Below are 22800 nucleotides of genomic sequence, written 5' to 3'. Positions count from 1 at the left end.
GCACGATCGTGATGGAAGCATAGGCATCGTTGGAGGACGAAATGCACGAAAAAGAGCGACACAGGATCATTCTGTCGGCGGTTCAGGACAAGCCGGTCGTCACCGTGCCTGAATTGGTCGAGCTGACGGATAGTTCCGAGGCGACGATCCGCCGGGATATTGCCGCTCTGCACGTGCAGAAACGTCTTCGCCGGGTGCGCGGTGGCGCGGAAGCGATCAACCCGCCGCAGTTCGTCGGCCTCGCCGGCCGCCCCTTCAGCGTCAATGAAGGCCTGCATGCCCGCCAGAAGCAGGCGATCGCCAAGGAGGCGGTGGCGCTCTGCCAGGACGGCGAACCGATCATCATCAATGGCGGCACGACAACCTTCCAGATGGTACATTTCCTGGCGAACCGCCGGATGCAGGTGTTCACCAATTCCTTCCCGATCGCGGAACACCTGCTCAAGCATTCGAAGAATACGGTAATGCTGTCGGGCGGCACGATCTACCGTGAGCAGAACATCATCCTCAGCCCTTTCGACAATGACGTGACGCGCAATTTCTATGCGCGCCGCATGTTCATGGGCGCGCAGGGGCTTGGGCCCCTTGGGCTGATGGAGGGCGATCCGCTGCTCATCCAGGCCGAGCAGAAGCTGATCGACCAGGCCGACGAACTCGTCGTGCTGATCGACTCGTCGAAATTTCACAAGCGCTCGAGCCTCATTCTCTGCGGGCTGAAGCGCATCACCACGGTGATCACGGATTCGGGCATCGAGGACAGGCATGTCCGGATGCTCGAAGATGCCGGCGTCAATTTGGTCGTTGCCAATACGAGGTCCGGCAATCTTGAGGAGAATGCTTCTTCATCAGCATGACGCTGGCGGGAGGAGGGGAGTCGAAAACCGCCGGTGTCCAAGGCTTCAGGGCCAGCCGGCCGTATTTGAAAAGCATAAAGCCGGATGAACGCGGTCATCGTGACCGCACGGCTTCAGGGAGGAGAACGTCAATGAAGATTTTGAAAGCACTGATGGTCACGACGGCGGTTTCGCTGGCGCTGATGGCCGGCACCGCGCATGCTGAAAACAAGAAGATTGCCCTCGTCGTCAAGGCGCTCGGCATCGGCTTCTTCGAGGCCGCCAACAAGGGTGCGCAGGAAGCTGCCAAGGAACTCGGCGATGTCGAGGTGATCTACACCGGCCCGACGTCGACGACGGCCGAAGGCCAGATCGAAGTGATCAATTCGCTGGTGGCGCAGAAGGTCGATGCCATTGCCATCTCGGCCAATGACAAGGACGCGCTGGTTCCGGCGCTGAAAAAGGCGATGGATCGCGGCATCAAGGTCATCTCCTGGGACAGCGGCGTCGCGCCGGAAGGTCGCCTGATGCATCTCAACCCGTCGTCCAACCCGCTGATCGGCAACATGATCATCAAGCTCGCGGCAGACCATCTGCCTGAGGGCGGCGATGTCGCCGTGCTGTCGGCCTCCGCCACTGCCACGAACCAGAATACCTGGATCGAGGAAATGAAGAAGGTGCAGGGCAACTATAAGGGCATCAACGTCGTAGCAACGGTCTATGGCGACGACCTTGCCGACAAGTCCTATCGCGAAACGCAGGGCCTCATCCAGTCCTATCCGAACCTGAAGGCGATCATCGCGCCGACCTCCGTCGGCATCGTTGCCGCAGCCCAGGCCGTCGAAGACGCCGGCAAGGTTGGCCAGATCAACGTCACCGGTCTCGGCCTTCCCTCGGAGATGGCAGGCCATGTGAAGGCCGGTTCGTCCAAGTCCTTCGCGATCTGGAACCCGATCGACCTCGGCTATTCTGCAACGATGATCGCCTATGACCTGATCGGCGGCGCGGAAGCAAAGCCGGGCGCCGAGCTGAAGATGGGCCGCATGGGCACCGTGAAGCTCGACGACCACAACGAAGGGGCGATGGCCGACCCGTTCGTGTATGATGCCTCGAACGTCGAGGAATTCGCCAAGATCTTCTGATCTGGCGGGTTGCATGATGCGCTGCCCCTCATCCGCCCTGTCGGGCACCTTCTCCCCGTGAGCGGGGAGAAGGAACAAGCGGCAAACTCTGCCGTCTTTCTGGCAGCGTGGAGGCAGTGGCTGATCGCAGTCATCCCCTCTCCCCGCCTGCGGGGAGAGGGCTAGGGTGAGGGGCTCTTGCGCTTGCTCGCTCGTTCGTTTCAAACTCAATCATACCGGTGGATTGCCCCTTGCTGCAGGAAACGACCACATCGCGGATGAAACCCGCTATCGCGCTTGAGGGCATCTCCAAGTCCTTTCCGGGCGTGCGTGCGCTCTCCGGCGTCTCGCTGACGCTCTACCCGGGCTCCGTCACGGCGCTGATCGGCGAGAACGGCGCCGGAAAATCGACCCTTGTCAAGATTTTGACCGGCATCTATCAGCCCGACACCGGCGTGATCCGCGTCGATGGCGAGGAAACGCATTTCCCGACCGCCCAGTCCGCCGCTTACGCCGGCGTCACGGCCATCCATCAGGAAACGGTGCTGTTCGACGAGCTGTCGGTCGCGGAGAATATCTTTCTCGGCCATGCGCCGCGCAACCGTTTCGGTCTTATCGACTGGAAGAAGCTGAACGGCGATGCCCGCAAGCTGCTTTTGAGGGTTGGAGCCGATATCGATCCGACCATCCGGCTTCGCGATCTCGGCATTGCCAACAAGCATATGGTGGCGATCGCCCGGGCATTGTCGATCGACGCCAGCGTCGTCATCATGGACGAGCCGACGGCGGCCCTGTCCTACAAGGAAATACATGAGCTCTATGAACTGATCGACCGGCTGAAGGCGGACGGCAAGGCGATCCTGTTCATCAGCCACAAGTTCGACGAGATTTTCCGGATCGCCGATCGCTACACCGTCTTCCGCGACGGCGGCATGATCGGCGAGGGACTGATCGCCGATGTGACGCAGGATCAGCTGGTCAAGATGATGGTCGGCCGCGATGTCGGCCAGGTCTTTCCGAAGGTGGACGTGGCGATCGGCGAACCTGTGCTGACCGTCTCCGGCTATCGCCATCCGACCGAATTCGAGGATATCAATTTCGAGCTTCGCCGCGGCGAGATACTCGGTTTCTACGGGCTGATCGGTGCTGGCCGTTCCGAGTTCATGCAGTCGCTGATCGGCATCACTCGGCCCTCGGCCGGTGCCGTGAAATTGGACGGTGAAGTCCTTGTCATCCGCTCACCGGCCGAGGCGATCGAAGCCGGCATCGTTTATGTGCCTGAGGAACGCGGCCGCCAGGGCGCAATCATCGGTCTGCCGATCTTCCAGAATGTCACGTTGCCCTCGCTGCACCGGACCTCGCGCTCAGGCTTCCTCAAGCTCGCCAGGGAATTCGCGCTGGCGCGCGAATATACCCAGCGGCTCGATCTGCGCGCGGCATCGCTGGATCAGGACGTCGGCACTTTGTCGGGCGGCAACCAGCAGAAGGTGGTCATCGCCAAGTGGCTGGCGACGCAGCCGAAGGTGATCATCCTCGACGAACCGACCAAGGGCATCGACATCGGCTCCAAGGCCGCAGTTCATGCCTTCATGAGTGAATTGGCGGGGCAGGGGCTCAGCGTCATCATGGTCTCGTCGGAAATCCCCGAAATCATGGGCATGGCCGACCGCGTCATCATCATGCGCGAGGGCCGCATCGCCGGGCGTTTCGAACGTTCCGAGCTGACGGCGGAAAAACTGGTGCGGGCCGCCGCCGGCATAGCGGAGGCGGCGTGATGGCCAAAATTCTGAAGAACCGCGAAATCCTCCTCGTCGTCGCCATTGCCGCCTTGCTGGTGGCGATAACCCTGCGCTTCCCCGGCTTTGTCGCGCCCGCCAATCTGGCCCGGGTCTATAATGACACGTCGATCCTGATCATCCTGGCGCTCGGCCAGATGGCCGTCATCCTGACACGCTGCATCGACCTTTCCATGGCTGCCAACCTGGCGCTCTGCGGCATGGTCGCAGCGATGATCAATGCCGCCTTTCCCGGCGTGCCAATTCCGTTGGTCATTCTCGCTGTCGTTATCCTGGGGGCGCTGCTCGGCTCGATCAACGGCCTGCTTGTCTGGAAGCTGGACATTCCGCCGATCGTCGTGACGCTCGGCACGCTTACCATCTATCGTGGCACCATCTTCCTTTTGAGCAATGGTGCCTGGATCAATGCCCATCAGATGAGCGACGCCTTCAAGGCGCTGCCGCGTGCGCCGCTTGCCGGCTTGCCGGTCCTGTCGTGGCTTTCGGTTCTGGCAATTGCCGCGGTCTACCTGTTGATGACGCGCACACCGGTCGGCCGCGCCTTCTATGCCGTCGGCGGCAATCCGCATGCGGCCGTCTACACCGGCATCGAGGTCGGCCGCACGCGCTTCCTTGCCTATTGCCTGTCCGGCGCGCTGGCAGGTCTCTCGGGCTATCTCTGGGTTTCGCGCTATGCCGTTGCCTATGTCGATATCGCCGCCGGTTTCGAGCTCGACATCATCGCGGCCTGCGTCATCGGTGGCATCTCGATCGCCGGTGGCATTGGTTCGGTGCCGGGCGCAGTCCTCGGCAGCCTGTTCCTCGGCGTCATCAAGAACGCGCTGCCGGTCGTCAACATTTCGCCCTTCGCGCAGCTCGCAATTTCCGGCACCGTTATCATCATCGCGGTCGCGGTCAACGCCCGGGCAGAAAAGCGCAAGGGTCGTGTCATCCTCAAGAAAGCGGAGGCGGTCTGATGGCGGAAGCACATCTCTCACCCCGGGTCATTCCCGACCGGTTGCAAAGCCGCGGCAATCGGCTGCTGAAGAGCTGGGAAAGCCTGCTTCTGGTCGTGGCCGTGCTGATCTTCACGATCAATTCCTTCGCCTCGCCCTATTTCCTCGACCCGTGGAACCTGTCCGACGCGACGTTCAATTTCACGGAAAAGGCGATGATCGCCTTTGCCATGGCTCTGGTCATCATCGCCGGCGAGATCGACCTGTCGGTTGCCTCGATCATCGCGCTCTCCTCGACGGCCATGGGGCTTGGGGTCAGCTTCGGCTTCGATACGCCCACGCTGGTCGTTATCGGCCTCGGCACCGGCCTTCTCTGCGGCATGATCAACGGTCTGCTGATCACCGGCCTCGGCCTGCCGTCGATCGTCGTCACCATCGGGACGATGAGCCTCTTTCGCGGCCTGTCTTTCATCATTCTCGGCGACAAGGCCTTTACCGGCTATCCGGCGAGCTTCGCCTATTTCGGGCAGGGTTACGTCTGGTGGGTCTTCTCCTTCGAACTGGTTCTCTTCGCGGTCTTTGCGGTGATCTACAGTGTATTGCTGCACAAGACGAATTTCGGTCGCGCGGTCTATGCGATCGGCAACAACCAGACGGCGGCGCTGTTCTCCGGCGTGCGGGTCGGCCGGGTCAAGTTCATCCTGTTCCTGCTGACGGGTCTGATGGCCGGCATCGCTTCGATCTGCCTGACTTCGCGGCTCGGTTCGACCCGGCCCTCGATCGCGCTTGGCGTCGAACTCGAAGTGGTAACGATGGTCGTGCTTGGCGGCGTCAGCATCCTCGGCGGTTCCGGCACCATTCCGGGCGTCGTGCTCGCCGCTTTCATCATGGGCATGGTCACCTTCGGCTTCGGGCTCTTGAATGTGCCGGGGATCGTCATGTCGATCTTCATCGGCGTGCTGTTGATTTCAGTCATCGCCCTGCCGATCCTGTGGGCCCGCGCCCGCCGCCGCCCCGCGCATTGAGGAAGAGCCATGGAGAAATACGCTTTTCGCATGCGGCTCAATCCAGGTATGGCCGAAGAGTACAAGGCTCGCCACGACGCCATATGGCCGGAACTGTCGGAGCTTCTGACGTCGGCCGGCGTGTCGGATTACTCCATCCATCTCGATGAGGAGACCAACCTTCTGTTCGGCGTCCTCTGGCGGCGTGATGACCACACGATGGCCGATCTGCCCAAGCATCCAGTGATGCAGAAATGGTGGGTTTACATGGCGGACATCATGGAAACGAAGGCCGACAACGAGCCGGTCGCCGTTCCGCTCGTCACTGTCTTTCACATGAAGTAATGCCATGAAAACCATAGCCGTCATCGACATCGGCAAGACGAATGCCAAGGTCGCGCTGGTCGATCTCGATCGGTTCGAGGAAATCGCCGTGCGCAAGACGGCCAATGGCGTGACGGTCGAGGGCCTCTACCCGCATTTCGACGTGGAGCGGCTGTGGCGCTTCATCGTTGAAAGCCTTGCCGCGCTCAATGCCGAAACACCGATCGACGCGATTTCGGTGACCACCCACGGGGCGACGGCCGTGCTGCTCGACGGGAACGGTGACCTCGCTCTGCCGTTGCTTGACTACGAATATACCGGACCGGACACCCTGGCGGCAGATTACGACAAGGTCCGACCGCCCTTTGCCGAGACCGGCACGGCGCGGCTGCCAATGGGGCTGAATATCGGCGCACAGATCTACTGGCAGGGACAGACATTCCCGGAGCTGTTCGCCAATGTCGCAACGATTCTCACCTATGCGCAATACTGGTCCTATAGGCTGAGCGGCGTACTCTCCACGGAACTGACCTCGCTTGGCTGCCACACCGACCTGTGGAACCCTTATGCCGGCGATTTTTCGACGATGGTCGATGCACGCGGCTGGCGGCCGCTGTTTGCACCGGTTCGCCGGGCAAACGACTGTCTGGGTGGTCTGACCGCGCAGGCCGCAAAGGAAAGCGGCCTGCCGGCAGGCTTGCCGGTCTTCTGCGGCATCCACGATTCCAACGCCTCGCTACTTCCCCATGTCCTGACGCGCCCCGCGCCTTTTTCCGTAGTCTCCACCGGAACCTGGGTGGTGATCATGGCGATGGGTGCAAGGAAGATGGCGCTGGACGAGGCGCGCGATACGCTGATCAACGTCAATGCACTTGGTGATCCCGTGCCCTCGGCACGCTTCATGGGCGGCCGCGCTTTTGCCACCTTGGTCCCTGACCCGGGGATCACCGTTTCCGAGGACGTAGAAGCGGCAATGGCGGCCCGCCAATGCATGCTGCTGCCCGCCGTGCCGGAAGGTTCGGGACCTTTCCCGCGGGCGAAGGCGCGCTGGACGTGCGAAGAGGACGCATTGACGGGTGCCGAGCGTTTCGCTGTCGTCTCCTTCTATCTGGCGATGATGAGTGCGACGTGCCTCGATCTGATCGGCGCTGAAGGGGAGATCGTCGTTGAGGGACCGTTTGCCGCCAACCGAACCTTTTTGGGTATGCTGAGGGCGGCGACAGGAAGACCGGTGCTGATAGGCAGCCAGAGCGCGACGGGAACGAGCCTCGGCGCTGCGTGCCTCGCCGATGGCACTCGGGCGCAGGTTCATACGAAGGAGTTCGGCGGTTATGTAGCCGAGAATTACAGGGCCTATGCCAAAAAATGGTGGGCTGAGGCCGGGCGGCCTGAAACAGCGTGAGAACAATCAGCCGGACGTGCAGCAACGTCAGGCGTGAAAACTACTGCGCGTGAGAAGATTTCGAAGAAATTCTTAAAAGACCCGCGAATTCATTGACTTGCGGTCTTCTTCGATATTGAGGAGCATGGAGATCGCTGTCAGCGTCAGCGTGGCAATCAGCGTAGCACTCAGTCCAAGAACAATCATTGCTCGTTCCTTCTACGTCATCCTCATGATGTCGCTTCAACGTGGCCGGCTATGCTTGTGCATGGCTTGCGCCGGTCAGAATAGGCTGTAGGTAACGAGCGACGCTCGTAAGATCAACTCTTAAGTTTTACCATTCAGAACCTGTTGTTTCTTGATCACATGCAAACCCCGGGGCCGCATGCGGTTGCGGCCGGTTGCGCCAATATGGCGCGAATTTTAGCGAAAGCCGAAGGGGAGTATCAACCGTTAACCTTCAAGCAAGGAATTAACCATAAACATGATCGGACACGTCGGAGTGGGAAACTCTACTTCCCGACAAGGCATGATGCCGTACCGACGAACCGGTCCTGATCCGGTATGCACCTCACCGGATATCTTTTGGGAACGAAGCGGTCGAATGCCGTGGCCGGATGGCGTCGCCGCCGTCTCCACGCGCATCTTGCAAGTCGGCGTGCTTGGGCATCGCCCCTTCAGTCTATCCGTTGGCATGAAAAGCACCGCGCGCCGTCAAGGCATGTGCGAGGCGCTGCAATAGTTCGAATTCTAGGAAATACCCTCTGAAGGCCGCGCCGGTTTTCCAGAGGTGCGCACCGGACCGGGGAACAGCGTGAGGCAGGATACGTCGCCAGATCAGACCAGGAAGGCGCAGGCGGGCAGTCTGCTCGAGCGCTTGCGGTTTGCCGGGCTCGACGATGGCCAGACCGATGTCCTGCGCAGGAACCGTCAATCCCTCGGAGCCCAGGTCGAGCTGGCGTTGCGCGATCTCTTTCAGCGTCTGCAGACCTTCCCCGAGGCTGCCCGCCATTTCACCAGCGATCGCCAGATCGACCGGCTGCATGATCTCCAGTCCTCGCATTGGAGCGTACTGACCGACGCCCGTTTCGACAGCCTCTATGCGGAGCGCGTCAAGGTGCTTTCGGATGCCGAGAGCAAAATGGGGCTTGATCCGCGCTGGCAGATCGCGGGCCATGCGATCGTTCTTGAACGCCTGATCTGCTCGATGATCGAGGAGTTGTGGCCGAAATCCGTTCTGCCGCTCGGCAAGTCGCGCAGGCAGGAACTGAACGACCTTGTCGCCGCCCTGGTGCGCACCGTCTTCGTCGATACCGAAATCGCCGTTTCCCTTCGCTTCAACGAACAGCGCCACAGTCACCAGCGACAGCTCGCCGAGCAGCGCAAGGCGGGTGAAGCCGAAGCGCTCGCCCTCTTCGGCGATGTCACCCAGGCGCTTGGCCGGGGCGATCTTTCGGTTCGCACCCCGACTGACGTTTCCGCCGCCTACCAGCCGCTGGCACAGGAACTGAACGGCGCGCTCGATGTGCTGCAGCGACAGGTCATCGGGCTGTCGGATCAGGCGGCCACGATGGAAACCTCGTCGCAAGCGCTTGCCGGCCAGACCGGCCGGTTCGCCGCGAAAGCGCAGGAGCAATCCGCAGCGCTCGGAGACACCGTGGCTTCGCTTGCCGCCATCGTCGAGCGTGTCAAGCTGAATGCCGCTCAAACACGCGCGGCTGAAAAGAGCGTTGCCGCTACACGGCAATCGGTCGAGCACAGCGGCGAGATCGCCGGCCAGGCCATCTCCGCGATGGCCGACATCGAGGCTTCCGCCGAAAAGATCGGCCAGATCATCGGCGTCATCGACGAGATCGCCTTCCAGACCAATCTCCTGGCGCTAAACGCCGGCATCGAGGCGGCACGCGCCGGTGAAAGCGGCCGTGGCTTTGCGGTGGTGGCGCAGGAAGTTCGCGCTTTGGCGCAGCGCTCCGGCGACGCGGCTCGTGAAATCAAGCAGCTCGTCTCAAACACAAAATCCCAGGTCGAGGCCGGCGTCGAGCGGGTCGGTCGCACACAGGACGCGATCAGCAGCATCGTCGAGCAGGTTCGCAGCATCAACGACGCCATCGCGGGCATCGCGGACGAAACCGCAGAACAGGTTTCCGGCCTGCAGTCGGCGACGTCCGAGCTCGGCCGCATTGGCACGGAGATCGGCATCAGCGCGGGACAGGCCGCCGGCGCAAAGGAAACGTGCGACGACCTTCATACGGTGATCCTCGAACTCGGCCAGACGATCCGCCAGTTCCATGTCCAGCGGCAGGCACCGAAGATGGCTCCGGCACGGTCTGCAGCTCCGCTCGCGATCGCGGGCCAGGAAGAGGCCGACGCGGCAAACGATAGTTTCGACATTGGTTACGGCCTTCAGGGCCGCCTTGCCGGATGGGGGCGCTGATGCCGTATCGCCGCAAACACAACCAGCCGGCCTTAGCGATCTTCGAATTCCGGCGCGTCCGCGCGAACGGCCGTGCGGAAAATCCGTTGAACCATCCGTGCAAATTACTCCCAGTCAGACAAGGAAAGTAGCGATGGCACCCAAGAAGGCCGCTCCGAAAAGTTTAAGTCTCGCGCCGGTCCTCGATCTGAACGAGGCCAATGCGCTGCACAGCAAGCTGATGGGTTTGCGCGGCAGCAATCTCGTCGTCAATGCTTCTGCGGTGGAGCGCGTTGGGGCGCTCTGCGTTCAGGTTCTGATGGCAGGAGCGAAAAGCTGGGACGAGGATAATCACTCCTTCGCCTTCTCCAAGGTGTCGGACGCATTCACGAAAACGACGCAGCTCATCGGGGTGAACATTGATCACCTGATGGCAAAGGAGATTTGAGACATGAAAAAGAAAGTTCTCACGGTCGATGATTCCAGAACCATCCGGAACATGCTTCTCGTCACGCTGAACAATGCCGGCTTCGAAACGATCCAGGCGGAAGACGGCATCGAGGGTCTCGAAGTCCTCGAGGATGCCAATCCGGACGTTATCGTCACCGACATCAACATGCCGCGTCTCGACGGTTTCGGCTTTATCGAAGGCGTACGCAAGAACGAGAAGTTCCGGGCCATCCCGATTCTGGTCCTGACCACCGAGAGCGACGCGGAAAAGAAGAACCGCGCCCGCCAGGCAGGCGCGACCGGCTGGATCGTCAAGCCGTTCGATCCGACCAAACTGATCGATGCCATCGAGCGCGTAACAGCCTAACGCCAGGATCCCACCCATGGATATGAACGAAATCAAAGAGATTTTCTTCCAGGAGTGCGAGGAGCAGCTCGCTGAACTGGAATCCGGTCTCCTGCGGCTCAATGATGGCGACCGTGATCCGGAAACGGTGAACGCGGTCTTCCGTGCGGTGCACTCGATCAAGGGCGGCGCCGGAGCTTTCGCACTGGATGATCTGGTCTCTTTCGCGCACGTGTTTGAGACCACGCTTGATTGCGTTCGTTCCAACAAGCTGGAACCGACCCAGGACGTCCTGAAGGTCATGCTGAAATCGGCCGACGTTCTGGCCGATCTGACCAATGTCGCCCGTGACGGCGGCAGCGTCGATCAGGCCCGCTCGGCACAGCTGATCCGGGAGCTCGAGGCACTTGCCAAGGGCGAGGCACCGCCGGCTGCCGAGGCTCCGGCACCAAAGGCCGCTGCTGCCCCCAAGGCTGCACCGGCACCAAAGCCCGCGCCTGTCGCGGCGGCAGCTGCGTCCCATGACGAGGGATTTGTCCCGGTTGCTTTCTCCTTTGACGATTTCGGTGACGAAGACGAAGCCGTGGTGGAACATCCGGCCTATGAGGTGGTCTTCAAGCCGAAGTCGGAACTCTACACCAAGGGCAACGAAGCGGCCCTGTTGCTGCGCGATCTCTCCCGCCTCGGCGAGATGAGCATCCACTGCAACATGGACAGCCTTCCACCGCTTGATCAGATGGATCCGGAAGCCGCCTATTTCTCCTGGAAAGTGTCGATCAAGACCGACAAGGGCGAAGATGCGGTTCGCTCCGTCTTTGAATTCGCCGAGTGGGATTGCGAACTCGACGTCCTGGCTGTCGAAACGGGCGACGGCGCGGAAGCTACCGACGACGACCTGCCGATGCAGCCGGTTCCGTTCGATCTTTCGGCGCTCGACGAGGAGCCTCATGCGCCGCTGGGCGTTGTCGAGGAGGAGGAGCAGATCGCAGCCGCCCAGGAAGCCGTCGCGGCTGCCCAAACCGCATCCAATGTCGTCCAGATGGCCGGCAATGCGTCGCGAGCCGCTGCCGCAGACAAGGGGGCTGCCGCCGCTGCCGCTGCCCAGAACAATGCCCAGCAGGCCTCCTCCGCCGCTGGTCAGACGATCCGCGTCGATCTCGATCGCGTCGATCGCCTGATCAACCTCGTCGGCGAGCTCGTCATCAACCAGGCGATGCTGTCGCAGAGCGTCATCGAGAACGACTCGAACGGCGTCTCCTCGATCAATATGGGCCTTGAAGAACTCCAGCAGTTGACGCGGGAAATCCAGGACTCGGTCATGGCGATCCGCGCGCAACCGGTAAAGCCGGTCTTCCAGCGCATGGCCCGCACGGTCCGTGAAATTGCCGATATCACCGGCAAGTCTGTCCGCCTCGTGACCGAGGGTGAAAACACCGAAGTCGACAAGACGGTCATCGACAAACTGGCCGAGCCGCTGACGCACATGATCCGAAACGCCGTCGACCACGGCCTCGAAATGCCGGAAAAGCGCATTGCCGCCGGCAAGAGCGCGGAAGGCACGGTCAAGCTCACCGCCAAGCATCGCTCCGGCCGAATCGTCATCGAACTGTCCGACGACGGTGCCGGCATCAACCGCGAGAAAGTGCGCCAGAAAGCCATCGACAATGACCTGATCGCGGCGGACGCCAACCTGTCCGACGAGGAAATCGACAACCTGATCTTCCATGCCGGCTTCTCGACCGCCGACAAGGTTTCCGACCTGTCCGGCCGTGGCGTCGGCATGGACGTGGTCAAGCGCTCCATCCAGGCGCTTGGCGGCCGCATCAACATCTCGTCGAAGCCGGGTCAGGGTTCGGTCTTCACCATGAGCCTGCCGCTGACGCTCGCCGTCCTCGACGGCATGGTCGTCACGGTTGCCGGCCAGACGCTGGTCGTGCCACTGACGGCAATTGTCGAAACCCTGCAGCCGGAGGCAGCGGCGATCCATTCCTTCGGTGCGACGCAGCGGCTGATTTCGATCCGCAACTCGTTCTGCCCGCTGGTCGATGTCGGCCGTATCCTGAACTTCCGCGCGACGCAGGCCAATCCGGTGGAAGGTGTTGCTCTTCTGGTGGAATCCGAAGGCGGCGGCCAGCGCGCTCTGATGGTTGATGCCATCCAGGGCCAGCGACAAGTCGTCATCAAGAGCCTGGAAGCCAACTACACGCATGTGCCGGGCATCGCTGCCGCCACCATTCTCGGTGACGGCCGCGTCGCTCTCATCCTGGACGTCGATGCCGTTGTCGCGGCGTCGCGCGGCCAGTCCCTTAACCTCGAAACATCGCTTGCTGCCGCTGGGTAAGACCAATGACGTATCTCGCAAAAAATCTGACGAATGGAGGGCGCGAGCTCATCGCGTTCCGCATTGGGAATCAGGAATTCTGCGTCAATGTCATGTCCGTGCGGGAAATCCGCGGTTGGACACCGGCGACACCCATGCCGCATGCGCCGCAATACGTGCTCGGCGTGATCAATCTGCGCGGCGCGGTGCTGCCGATCATCGACCTGTCGGCGCGGCTTGGAATGAAGCCGGCCGAACCGACCGTGCGTCATGTCATCATCGTAACGCAGGTCAAGAACAAGGTCGTGGGTCTCCTCGTCGAGGCTGTCTCCGACATCCTGACGATCAAGGACGAAGATATCCAGCCGACTCCGGACATGTCGTCGGAGTTCGAACGGACCTTCGCCCGTGGCGTTCTGGCGATCGAAGGACGGATGATCTGCCTGATCGAACTGGAAGCCGTCTTCCCTCAGACCGAAAGTGAAGCTGCATGAGCATGCCGGCCGCCTTTGACAGCAGATTATCCCCGGACGAGTGCCTGGCGAGCGGCGAATATCCGCTGACGCGCCGCGATCTCGCCGAGATCGCTGCGATGATCTATGCCGACGCCGGCATCTACCTGAACGAATCCAAGGCCTCGCTGGTCTATTCGCGCCTGTCGAAGCACATCCGAAATCTTGGCCTGAAGGGGTTCCGGGAATATTGCCAGCTCGTCTCTTCGCCGGCCGGTGCCGCCGAGCGGCGGGACATGCTTTCGCACCTGACCACCAACTTCACGCGCTTCTTCCGTGAAAACCATCATTTCGAACACTTGAAGTCGGACGTTCTGCCGGAGCTTCTGAACCGCGCCAAGAATGGCGGCCGGGTGCGTATCTGGTCGGCGGCCTGCTCGGATGGGCAGGAACCCTATTCGATCGCGTTGACGGTCTTGTCGATGATGCCGAACGCGGCAGACTACGACTTCCGTATTCTCGCGACCGACATCGACCCCAAGATCCTGGCACTCGCCCGGGCAGGTGCCTATGACGTGACCGCGCTTGAGACCGTCAGCCCGGCGATGCGCAAGCAGTGGTTCTCGGAAACCGCTGTCAACGGCCGCCAGAAGTGGCAGGTTGATGATCGCGTCAAGCGGCTCATCACCTTCAACGAACTGAACCTGATGGCGCAGTGGCCGTTCAAGGGGCAATTCGACGTCATCTTCTGCCGCAACGTCGTCATCTATTTCGACGAGCCGACCCAGATGAAGATCTGGTCGCGCTTTGCCGGCATGCTCATGCCCAAGGGGCACCTTTATATCGGTCATTCCGAGCGTGTTTCCGGTGACGCGAAGTCTGTCTTCGACAATATCGGCATCACAACCTATCGCTATACCGGCAAGGATCACGGAGGCCGCTCATGAGTGCAGCACGCGTTCTTGTTGTCGACGATTCCGCCACCATGCGCGGATTGATCACTGCCATACTGAGCAGTGACCCCGAGGTGGAGGTTATCGGTCAGGCCGCCGACGCCATGCAGGCGCGGCAGGCGATCAAGGATCTCGATCCGGACGTCATCACGCTCGACATCGAGATGCCCAATATGAACGGGCTGGAATTCCTTGAGAAAATCATGCGGCTGCGTCCGATGCCGGTGATCATGGTTTCGACACTGACACACAAGGGTGCGGAAGCGACGATCGCCGCATTGGAAATCGGTGCCTTCGATTGCGTCGGAAAGCCGCTTCCGGGCGACCCCCGTCCCTTCTGCGATCTGGCCGACAAGGTGAAGGCCGCGGCACGCTCGCAGCGCAAGTTCATCATCACCGGCAACAAGACCGCCGCGCCAAGCGCCGCCAACGTCAATGCGGCCTCGGAATACAGGGCAGGCAGGAAGATCGTCGCGATCGGTTCGTCCACCGGTGGTGTCGAGGCGCTGATCGCGGTTCTGCAGAAGTTTCCGGCCAATTGCCCGCCAACGGTGATTACACAGCACATGCCGCACACCTTCACCAAGAGCTTTTCAGAGCGCTTGAACCGCCTCTGCGCCCCGACGGTGCAGGAAGCGACGGATGGCGCAAGGCTCGAGATCGGAAAGATCTATCTGGCACCGGGTGGCGAACGCCATCTGCAGGTCGTCAATCCTTCTTCGCCATGCTGCCGTCTGTTGGACCGCGAACCGGTGAATGGTCATCGCCCATCGGTGGACGTGCTGTTCGATTCCGTCGCGGAGCTCGCAGGCCGCAACGCAGTCGGTGTGATCCTGACCGGGATGGGCCGCGACGGCGCATCCGGTCTCTTGAAAATGCGCCACGCAGGGGCCCGCACATTCGGTCAGAATGAAAAAACCTGTGTCGTGTATGGAATGCCGAGGGTTGCCTATGAACTGGGCGCCGTCGAAACCCAACTACCCCTTAGCTCAATCGGGGAAGAAGTATTGAAAAGCACCGCCGCCCGAAGAGAAGGAAGCGAATAACATGTCCCTTGCGGAAAAAATCAAAGTTCTGATCGTCGACGACCAGGTCACCAGTCGCCTGCTGCTCGGTGACGCGCTGCAGCAACTCGGCTTCAAGCAGATCACGGCCGCCGGTGATGGCGAACAGGGCATGAAGATCATGGCCCAGCAGCCCCATCACCTGGTGATCTCGGATTTCAACATGCCGAAGATGGACGGTCTCGGTCTGCTGCAGGCCGTGCGTGCCAATCCGGCGACGAAGAAGGCGGCTTTCATCATCCTGACGGCGCAGGGCGACCGCGCGCTGGTGACCAAGGCAGCGGCGCTCGGCGCCAACAACGTGCTGGCAAAGCCCTTTACCATCGAAAAGATGAAGGCTGCGATCGAGGCTGTATTCGGGGCGTTGAAATGATCATCGATACTGCGACCAAACGTGTGCATGTCATTCAGGGCGAATGGAAGGTGGTCAGCGATCCGGACGTCGTGCTCTCGACCATCCTCGGCTCCTGCGTGGCGGCGTGCATGCGTGATCCGGTCGCGGGTGTCGGTGGCATGAACCACTTTCTGCTGCCGGGCTCGGCAGATGCCCTCTCCTCAGGCGGCGATGCGACGCGGTATGGCGTGCATCTGATGGAACTGCTGATCAATGGGCTGCTGAAGAAGGGCGCCCGTCGAGAACGGCTGGAAGCGAAGATTTTCGGTGGTGCGAAGACGATCGCGCGCTTCTCCAACGTCGGCGAGCAGAATGCATTGTTTGCCCGGCAATTCCTGATGGACGAAGGTATCCAGGTCGTCGGTGAGAGCACCGGCGGCGATCATGGTCGCAAGCTCGAATACTGGCCGCTCAGTGGCCGCGCCCGGCAATATGCCTTGACGGGCATCGAAGCGCAGAAGGCCGTGGCCCAGGAGCAGCGCCCCCGGCCTGCGCCGAAGCCGGTCGACAACACGATCGAGTTTTTCTAGCGCCGGGGCAGCGACCTCGGGGTCTTCACCCGGGGCGCGGCTTTGGCAAAATGTTTAGCGTGGGCCGTTAAGGTATCCTGGACGGCAATTGTTGCCAGCGTGAGGGCGAGTAATGCGGACTGAATTGAAGAGCCATATGCCTCACATCGACGAGGCGCTCCCGGATGTGATGATGCGCATCGTCTCCGAGCTCTATGACGTGGCCTATCTGATCGAGCGGATCGAGCCGATGCTGAGCGATATCGACGGTGAAGCCGTTCTGGATTCAGCCGACCGTATCAAGGTTCTGCAAGGGATCGATCTCGCCGTTCAGAAGACGCGCGGCCTTGCCGAATTCATCGACACGGTGACGGCAGCCATTCCGCAGCACTGGCTGGTGGACGTGACGACGGCCCTCAATCTCGTCAAGCTTGCGGACATGCAGAAATCGCTCGGCAACGGCATGCTCCGGCATGGTCATTCACAGCCGCTGACGGAAGCTGCCGGGGATTTCGAGGCCTTCTAGGCGCAGGTTGCATTCTCTTTTGGTCCGTTAACGCCGCCTTGGTCGCCGCATCGAGGCGGCGATTGCGTTTTGGGGCGGTCCTTTTCCGAAATTTGTTTTTTGCACCGCCGTCAAAAGCGGGGCTTTCAAGACAAGTTCGCGCAAGTTTCGTTTCCTAGTGTGCCAATCGGGACTGGTAGATTTGGCCTGATTTGACGAAGGCCTCAGGCCGATCGAACAGTAATCCCGAATGTTTGGATCTGCGCATGTCCCGGGCGATGTTGCCTGTACGGAACATGCGCCACTGGGTGCGGAAACAGAATGAATCTGTTGGATCAACTTTCGACTGTCACGAAAAACCTGGCGGGTCTCGGGCAGGGCAAGCTCATCGCGCTGATAGCAGCCGGAGTGGTTGCAGTCGGGATCGTTCTTGCTGCCGGCCTTTACGTCAACAAGCCATCCTATGAAACGCTTTATGTCGGGCTGGAAAGCAGCGACCTCAATCAGGTCAGTGTCGCGCTCGCCGAAGCGAATATGGATTTCGAAGTGGGAGCCGATGGTTCGAGCCTGCAGGTGCCGGTTGGCATGACGGGCAAGGCCCGGCTCTATCTCGCCGAGCGCGGCCTCCCCAACAGCGCCAACGCCGGTTACGAACTCTTCGACAATGTCGGTTCGCTGGGCCTCACCTCCTTCATGCAGGAAGTTACCCGCGTCCGCGCGCTTGAAGGCGAAATCGCCCGCACCATCCAGCAGATTTCCGGAATTGCAGCCGCCCGTGTCCACATCGTCATGGCCGATCGCGGCAGCTTCCGGAAGACGGAGCAGAAACCGACGGCCTCGGTGATGATCCGGGCGAGCGCCAATATCGGCCGCAACGCTGCAGCATCGATCCGCCATCTGGTGGCTTCGTCCGTTCCCGGGCTGAGCATCGATGACGTCACCATTCTCGATTCCGCCGGCCAGCTTCTGGCGTCCGGCGACGATCCGGCCAACAGCGCCATGAACCAGTCGCTGGGCATCGTCCAGAACGTTCAGAACGAAATCGAAAGCAATATCGACAAGGCGCTCGCACCCTTCCTCGGCATGGACAATTTCCGCGCCAGCGTCACAGCGCAATTGAACACTGATACCCAGCAGATCCAGGAAACGGTCTTCGATCCGGAATCCCGCGTCGAGCGTTCGACCCGCGTTACCAAGGAAGAACAGAAATCCAGCCAGCAGCAGCCAGACAACGCGGCGACCGTTCAGCAGAACGTGCCTCAGGCGGCTCCGCAGGGCGGCACGGCCGGGCCTCAGTCGAACGACCAGACCGCGAAGAAGGAAGAGCAGACCAACTACGAAATCAACTCGAAGACCGTCGCGACCGTCAAGAGCAGCTATACGGTCGAGAAGCTCTCCGTCGCCGTGGTGGTCAATCGCGGCCGCGTCGCCGCCATGGTCGGCGAAGGCGCAGACCAGGCGAAGATCGATGCCTATATCCAGGACATGCAGAAAATCGTCGCGTCGGCTGTCGGCCTTGATCCTGCCCGCGGCGATGTGATCACGCTGACCGCCATGGATTTCGTCAACACCCAGCTGCTCGACGAGCCGGTCTCCGGTCCGGGCATCATGGAGACGCTGACCCGCAATCTCGGTGGCATCATCAATGCCCTTGCGTTCGTCGCTGTCGCCTTCCTGGTGGTCTGGATGGGCATGCGACCGCTCGCCCGCTCGATGGGGATCGGCACAGGCGCTACGGCGCTCGCCGAGAACGAAGCCGTTGGCCTCGAACTGCCGGACTTCTCGCCGGCGACGACAGGCGCAGCGGGCGGGGCACTCATGGAAGGCTTCGGCTCCGACTTCGGCTTCGACAGCACCGACGACCTGCTCAGCCTCGGCGACGACAGCGAAGGCGGCTTCAACCGCCGAGTCAAGGAAGGCCCGGAGCGCCGGCTCGCCCGCATGGTGGAAATCAGCGAAGAGCGTGCTGCCAAGATCCTTCGCAAGTGGGTTGCCGAAAAAGCAGCGTGATCGCTCATCCGGACACAGTCCCCTCGACTGCCAACCCGCCTTCTCGGCGGGTTTCGCGTTTCAGGGCCGCGCCTTAGTGCTGTCCCGCGCAATCGAAATAGACCCCCAGCCATTCAGTGTATTGCCGCGGATCTTTGGTCGGCCGGCAAGAATCGCGCGTCGACAAGTCAGCCGACGCAGTGCGCCGGGATTCATTATATTTAATAGATCGTTAATTTATCCCCGGGAAAGAGACGCTCTGGTCTGAACGATTGCTAGCCGTGTTCCATGTATTGAATCGGGAAATCCGGAGAAGTCCGCAAAAACGGAAATATTACAGAAATAATATTTGCAATTATACTTTAGAGGCTTTGTAGCGCGGCCGATCTAGACGTTAAGCTCGCTGGTGCAATTCTGCAACAATCTGAAAAAACAAATAGAAAAATGAAAACTTGACAAATTAGATTGGGCTTTAAGAGGCCGATTTGCGTCGCGTGTTTTTGGGTATGTGAACGAACATCGCGCAAGCCTAGCGGCCGGATTTTGCATATTAAAAAGTATGACAAAATTAAAACCATTAAATTTCAGTTATTTATTCCTCGCGGCGGTTTATGCTTTCCCTTCGATCCACCTGTCGATCAGATGATTTCCAATCGGGTACACGGAAGCTGCCAAAAGTAAACCGCGAAAAGGGGGGTAGTAGTTTTTCGCGGGGAGCGATGTACATTTTGTGTAGTGATTCGCGTACTGATTTGCGTCGGGTTGAGGAAGGCGGAAACCCTCGACCCAGGGCCGGCGGCGGCAAACAAGCGCTTGAATGAGCACGGACGAATCCATCACGGGGGTAATGTCATGGATGCTCTACAGACAGAGATTGCGATCTGGCCGGCGCCGGTCGCGTCGCTGCGCAGTGCCGGACGGGCACTTTCAAAAGAACAATTGATCCGCAGGCTCGGCGAGTTTGCGGAACGCGGCAACCTGAGCCGTGGCCTTGCCGCCCTGACGGATTATGTGGGGGCGAGCCACTATCTTCTCGCCCGCTATGATCTGTCGCAGGATGACGGTCTGGATTTTGTCGTGTGTTCGGATTGGCCGTTCGACGTCGTCAAGCGGCTCGGCAAGGTGATGTCGCAGCTCCACTCCAAGACCAACGAGATGGAGAAGTGCCTCTCGGTGATGCAGCCGGTGTTCATGAGCCTGCCGGATGACATCGACGTCAGCCGCGGCATCAGTCGTGAATATTGCGCCATCACCTTCAACGTCGGCCGCACCCGGCTGTCGCTGATGCTGCTCTTCCCGCAGGACGTTATTCTCTCGCAGGAAAGCCTGAGGGATATCGGCCTGCTGACCGGTTATTTCGCGAGCTTCACCAATGAACATGGCGTGCGCACCGATCGCGAGTTCGAACTGACGGAACGCGAGCTGGAATGCCTCTTCTGGATTGCCGAGGGCAAGACCAGCGACGAGATTGCCGTCATCCTCGGCATCTCCCGTAACACTATCAACAACTACATCACCAGCGTGATGCGCAAGACCGCGACGAAGACCCGCTCCGAGGCGATCGCCTACGCTGTTCGCAACAACCTCGTCTAGGAATGTGGCCATGACCTTTTTCCTTCCGCATACGCGTGCTGCAGACGATCATAAGACCGGACGACTGCAGGCCAGGGCGTCGCGGGCAGCAACGCTCGTCGCGCGGCTGCAGGGCATGCAGAAACAGATCAACGCCAAGAACTTTGCGGTTCTGCGGCTGAACGGTAACGGCCTGCCGGCGTCGCGCAAGCTGACCTGCGTGCTCGACAACTGGGGCGTCGCCGCCGAAGCGACGGCGCACGAGCTGGTGGCGGCCTATGGCGAGGCGATGCTTCAGCATCTGGACGCCTCGCTGCTGCCGGTGCTGTGGAACGGCATGGGCGAGCACCAGACTGCGGAGGCGCCGGATTTCGGTCGCTTCACCCGTCGCCTCGAGGCGCGCCTTTTGCCTTATTCCGGCCTTGCACTGCCGGTCAGGCTCGGCGCGCAGGGCAATGGCTATGTCGTATTCACGGGTAGTTATATCGACCTCACGAGCGAGGTGATCATCGACCTGCACGGCCGCAGCTGCCAGATCATGACCGGTCTGCTTGCCGCCGACGAGCGGCGCATGTTGCCGGCCGAGTCGCTGAGCGACCGCGAGATCGACTGCCTGCAGATGGCCGGCGATGGCTATATCAGCGAAGAGATCGCCGAGAAGATGGGGTTGTCGGTCCATACGGTCAATGCTTACCTCGGCGCAGCAACGACCAAGCTGGATTCGGTCAACAGAATCCAGGCGATCGCCAAGGCCATTCGTCTCGGTTATATCAGCTGATTTTTTTTTGGCCGTCATGGCCTGTATCGCGACTCAACTCGCGAGGGCGGTCGGATAGGATTTTACGAATTTCGCAGCGTGGAGGCTCTTTGCCAGGAACGCGGTATTTTCGTCCGGATCGCTGGACGGGCTCTTGAATGCGATATGGTTGATCTCAAGACCGGCCGTGTCCTTGCCAAGCGCCAGCCGGGCATAGACCGTGACGCCGTCCGGCTTCAATTCGAGATCGAGCGAAATTTCCGGCTCGGTATCCCAGTCAAGCGAGTAGTTGCCGCCAATCCCGAAATTCACCGTGCCGGGAAGAAAATAGAGCTCCGCCGCGGATGACACAAGGTCGGCGAGGCTGCCATGGGAGTCAAAGCGAAGCAGCGCGATATAATCGGCCGCATCGACCAGACGCAATTCGGTCGCAACAGGACGAATCGCATCGGCTACAATTTTTTCGCGTTGTTCGGAATATTCGCATTTTTTCATGTCTTTACGTCACCCGTTTCGGCTGCGTGGCATAGATCCGGTGAATGAGTTCGGCGACTGCCTTATAAAACACCGGCGGAATCACACTATCCACCGAGACTTGCGCAAACATTGAGCGGGCGAGAGGCGGATCTTCAAAAACGGGTATGCCGTTTTCCTCCGCAATCTCGCGGATCTTCAGCGCGACAAGGTCTTGCCCCTTGGCAACTACCACCGGAGCATCGCCTTCTTCCCGCACATAGCGCAGTGCAACGGCATAATGCGTCGGGTTTGCGATGACGAGCGTGGCGCGCGGAACCGAGGTGATCATGCGCCTCCGGGCGCGGTCGCGGGCAATCGAGCGAAGCCGGGCGCGGATGATCGGGTCACCCTGCGACTGCTTCAGTTCCTCTTTGACTTCCTGCTTGGTCATCCTGAGTTCGGTATTCCAGTGATACCGCGTCCAGAAAAAATCCACGACAGCGATGACGCAGGTCGAGATCAGGATGACGATCATGATCTGGTTGAGGTCGCCGGACATCGTCGCGAGGATCGTAAGCGGATCGGAAAACATCGAATCGAGCGACGCGTAGTAGTCGTTCCAGAGCGTCAGGACGATGATGATCGAGACGACCAGGATCTTGAACAGGGCCTTGGCGAATTCGACGAGGCCCTGGATGCCGTAAATCCTTTTCAAGCCGGCCATCGGGGAAATGCGGTTGAGCTTCGGCGCGATTCGGTCAAACACCGGTGTCGGCAGATTCTGCAGGATGGACGAGCCGATCCCAAACACGATCAGCAGCGTGAAGAACGGGATCATCAGCGCGCTCGCCTTCCACAGAAGATGCGAGATGAGCGCCACCACGTCCGTTGCAGTGTCGATGCGCCAGGCCTCCGGCTGCTCGAAAATGTCCTTGAGCGATTCTGCGACGGTTACGAAGCCCTGGGGGAGGAAGAAGACGATGAAAATGTAAGTGGCGACGACCGAGGCGAACATCGTCACTTCACGCGAGAAGGGCGTGTTGCCCTTCTCGATGGCGTCGGTCATCTTCTTCTCAGACGGCGATTCTGTTTTGCTGTCTTTGTCCTGATCGTCCGACATCGGATGAAGACCTCTTGCATCTGGGGACGGCCGCTGCCGTTAAACGGTTGTGAGCCGAGGCCGCAGGGGATGCAAGAAAGATATGGGCGGAATCGCGGCGCTTCAC

At 60.4% G+C, this 22800-nt stretch carries 22 protein-coding genes; 20 read left to right on the top strand and 2 right to left on the bottom strand.

Going from position 1 to position 22800, the window contains the following annotated elements; all coding sequences use genetic code 11:
* The first annotated feature begins 41 nt into the window (after positions 1-41).
* The 20 genes from ACSQ2W_RS04545 to visR all read left to right on the top strand — a co-directional run bounded on the left by ACSQ2W_RS04545 (position 42) and on the right by visR (position 21139).
* Positions 42-854, top strand: a complete 813-nt coding sequence (locus ACSQ2W_RS04545) for a DeoR/GlpR family DNA-binding transcription regulator (RefSeq protein WP_037119782.1) — start codon at positions 42-44, stop codon at positions 852-854.
* Positions 855-985: 131 nt separating this feature from the next.
* Entirely contained in the window at positions 986-1975 is a 990-nt protein-coding gene (gene rhaS, locus ACSQ2W_RS04540; RefSeq protein ID WP_436085192.1) for a rhamnose ABC transporter substrate-binding protein, read from the top strand.
* A 257-nt stretch (positions 1976-2232) separates the two neighbouring features.
* Positions 2233-3729, top strand: a complete 1497-nt coding sequence (locus ACSQ2W_RS04535) for a sugar ABC transporter ATP-binding protein (RefSeq protein ID WP_436087672.1) — start codon at positions 2233-2235, stop codon at positions 3727-3729.
* On the top strand, positions 3726-4706 hold the full coding sequence (locus ACSQ2W_RS04530) for an ABC transporter permease (RefSeq protein ID WP_436085191.1): 981 nt from the start codon (positions 3726-3728) through the stop codon (positions 4704-4706). Before ACSQ2W_RS04535 ends, ACSQ2W_RS04530 begins: the two co-directional genes overlap by 4 nt.
* Positions 4706-5710, top strand: coding sequence for an ABC transporter permease (locus ACSQ2W_RS04525; RefSeq protein ID WP_436085190.1), 1005 nt, complete (start codon positions 4706-4708; stop codon positions 5708-5710). The genes ACSQ2W_RS04530 and ACSQ2W_RS04525 overlap by 1 nt, the downstream gene beginning before the upstream one ends.
* Before the next feature lie 9 nt (positions 5711-5719).
* Positions 5720-6034, top strand: a complete 315-nt coding sequence (rhaM, locus tag ACSQ2W_RS04520; protein ID WP_436085189.1) for an L-rhamnose mutarotase — start codon at positions 5720-5722, stop codon at positions 6032-6034.
* A 4-nt stretch (positions 6035-6038) separates the two neighbouring features.
* Positions 6039-7415, top strand: coding sequence for an FGGY-family carbohydrate kinase (locus ACSQ2W_RS04515; RefSeq protein ID WP_436085188.1), 1377 nt, complete (start codon positions 6039-6041; stop codon positions 7413-7415).
* Between the two features lie 793 nt (positions 7416-8208).
* Positions 8209-9828 carry a globin-coupled sensor protein gene (locus tag ACSQ2W_RS04510; RefSeq protein ID WP_436085187.1) on the top strand — a complete coding sequence of 540 codons (1620 nt, stop codon included), beginning with the start codon at positions 8209-8211 and terminating at the stop codon, positions 9826-9828.
* A gap of 133 nt (positions 9829-9961) precedes the next feature.
* Positions 9962-10255, top strand: a complete 294-nt coding sequence (locus tag ACSQ2W_RS04505; RefSeq protein ID WP_436085186.1) for an STAS domain-containing protein — start codon at positions 9962-9964, stop codon at positions 10253-10255.
* Positions 10256-10258: 3 nt separating this feature from the next.
* A complete protein-coding gene (gene cheY1 / locus ACSQ2W_RS04500) occupies positions 10259-10624 on the top strand; it encodes a chemotaxis response regulator CheY1 (RefSeq protein ID WP_037105517.1) in 366 nt (121 codons plus the stop codon).
* 16 nt (positions 10625-10640) lie between these two features.
* Positions 10641-12944 carry a chemotaxis protein CheA gene (locus ACSQ2W_RS04495; protein WP_436085185.1) on the top strand — a complete coding sequence of 768 codons (2304 nt, stop codon included), beginning with the start codon at positions 10641-10643 and terminating at the stop codon, positions 12942-12944.
* Positions 12945-12949: 5 nt separating this feature from the next.
* Positions 12950-13417: a chemotaxis protein CheW gene (locus ACSQ2W_RS04490; RefSeq protein WP_436085184.1), complete on the top strand. Its 468-nt coding sequence runs from the start codon at positions 12950-12952 to the stop codon at positions 13415-13417.
* Complete coding sequence (gene cheR / locus ACSQ2W_RS04485; protein WP_436085183.1) at positions 13414-14322, top strand: protein-glutamate O-methyltransferase CheR; 909 nt, start codon at positions 13414-13416, stop codon at positions 14320-14322. The genes ACSQ2W_RS04490 and cheR overlap by 4 nt, the downstream gene beginning before the upstream one ends.
* Positions 14319-15374, top strand: a complete 1056-nt coding sequence (gene cheB / locus ACSQ2W_RS04480) for a protein-glutamate O-methylesterase CheB (RefSeq protein WP_436085182.1) — start codon at positions 14319-14321, stop codon at positions 15372-15374. The genes cheR and cheB overlap by 4 nt, the downstream gene beginning before the upstream one ends.
* A gap of 1 nt (position 15375) precedes the next feature.
* Positions 15376-15765: a response regulator gene (locus ACSQ2W_RS04475; RefSeq protein ID WP_018324154.1), complete on the top strand. Its 390-nt coding sequence runs from the start codon at positions 15376-15378 to the stop codon at positions 15763-15765.
* Complete coding sequence (gene cheD, locus ACSQ2W_RS04470; RefSeq protein ID WP_436085181.1) at positions 15762-16316, top strand: chemoreceptor glutamine deamidase CheD; 555 nt, start codon at positions 15762-15764, stop codon at positions 16314-16316. Before ACSQ2W_RS04475 ends, cheD begins: the two co-directional genes overlap by 4 nt.
* A 112-nt stretch (positions 16317-16428) precedes the next feature.
* Positions 16429-16821 carry a chemotaxis protein CheT gene (gene cheT, locus ACSQ2W_RS04465; RefSeq protein ID WP_436085180.1) on the top strand — a complete coding sequence of 131 codons (393 nt, stop codon included), beginning with the start codon at positions 16429-16431 and terminating at the stop codon, positions 16819-16821.
* A 300-nt stretch (positions 16822-17121) separates the two neighbouring features.
* On the top strand, positions 17122-18810 hold the full coding sequence (fliF, locus tag ACSQ2W_RS04460) for a flagellar basal-body MS-ring/collar protein FliF (protein ID WP_436085179.1): 1689 nt from the start codon (positions 17122-17124) through the stop codon (positions 18808-18810).
* Positions 18811-19641: 831 nt separating this feature from the next.
* Positions 19642-20382: a transcriptional regulator VisN gene (gene visN / locus ACSQ2W_RS04455; RefSeq protein WP_436085178.1), complete on the top strand. Its 741-nt coding sequence runs from the start codon at positions 19642-19644 to the stop codon at positions 20380-20382.
* 10 nt (positions 20383-20392) lie between these two features.
* Positions 20393-21139: a transcriptional regulator VisR gene (gene visR / locus ACSQ2W_RS04450; protein ID WP_436085177.1), complete on the top strand. Its 747-nt coding sequence runs from the start codon at positions 20393-20395 to the stop codon at positions 21137-21139.
* A 33-nt stretch (positions 21140-21172) separates the two neighbouring features.
* Here visR and ACSQ2W_RS04445 read toward each other — a convergent pair whose 3' ends face one another.
* Together ACSQ2W_RS04445 and flhB are read right to left on the bottom strand one after the other, a co-directional pair.
* The gene (locus ACSQ2W_RS04445) at positions 21173-21613 is read right to left on the bottom strand and encodes a hypothetical protein (protein ID WP_436085176.1); all 441 of its coding nucleotides are present in this window, start codon (positions 21611-21613) and stop codon (positions 21173-21175) included.
* Positions 21614-21617: 4 nt separating this feature from the next.
* Positions 21618-22694 carry a flagellar biosynthesis protein FlhB gene (gene flhB / locus ACSQ2W_RS04440; protein WP_436085175.1) on the bottom strand — a complete coding sequence of 359 codons (1077 nt, stop codon included), beginning with the start codon at positions 22692-22694 and terminating at the stop codon, positions 21618-21620.
* Between the last annotated feature and the right edge of the window lie 106 nt (positions 22695-22800).

The organism is Pararhizobium sp. LjRoot255, assembly GCF_964252905.1.
Taxonomy (GTDB): Bacteria; Pseudomonadota; Alphaproteobacteria; order Rhizobiales; family Rhizobiaceae; genus Pararhizobium.
This window is presented reverse-complemented; position numbering and strand designations above follow the sequence as displayed.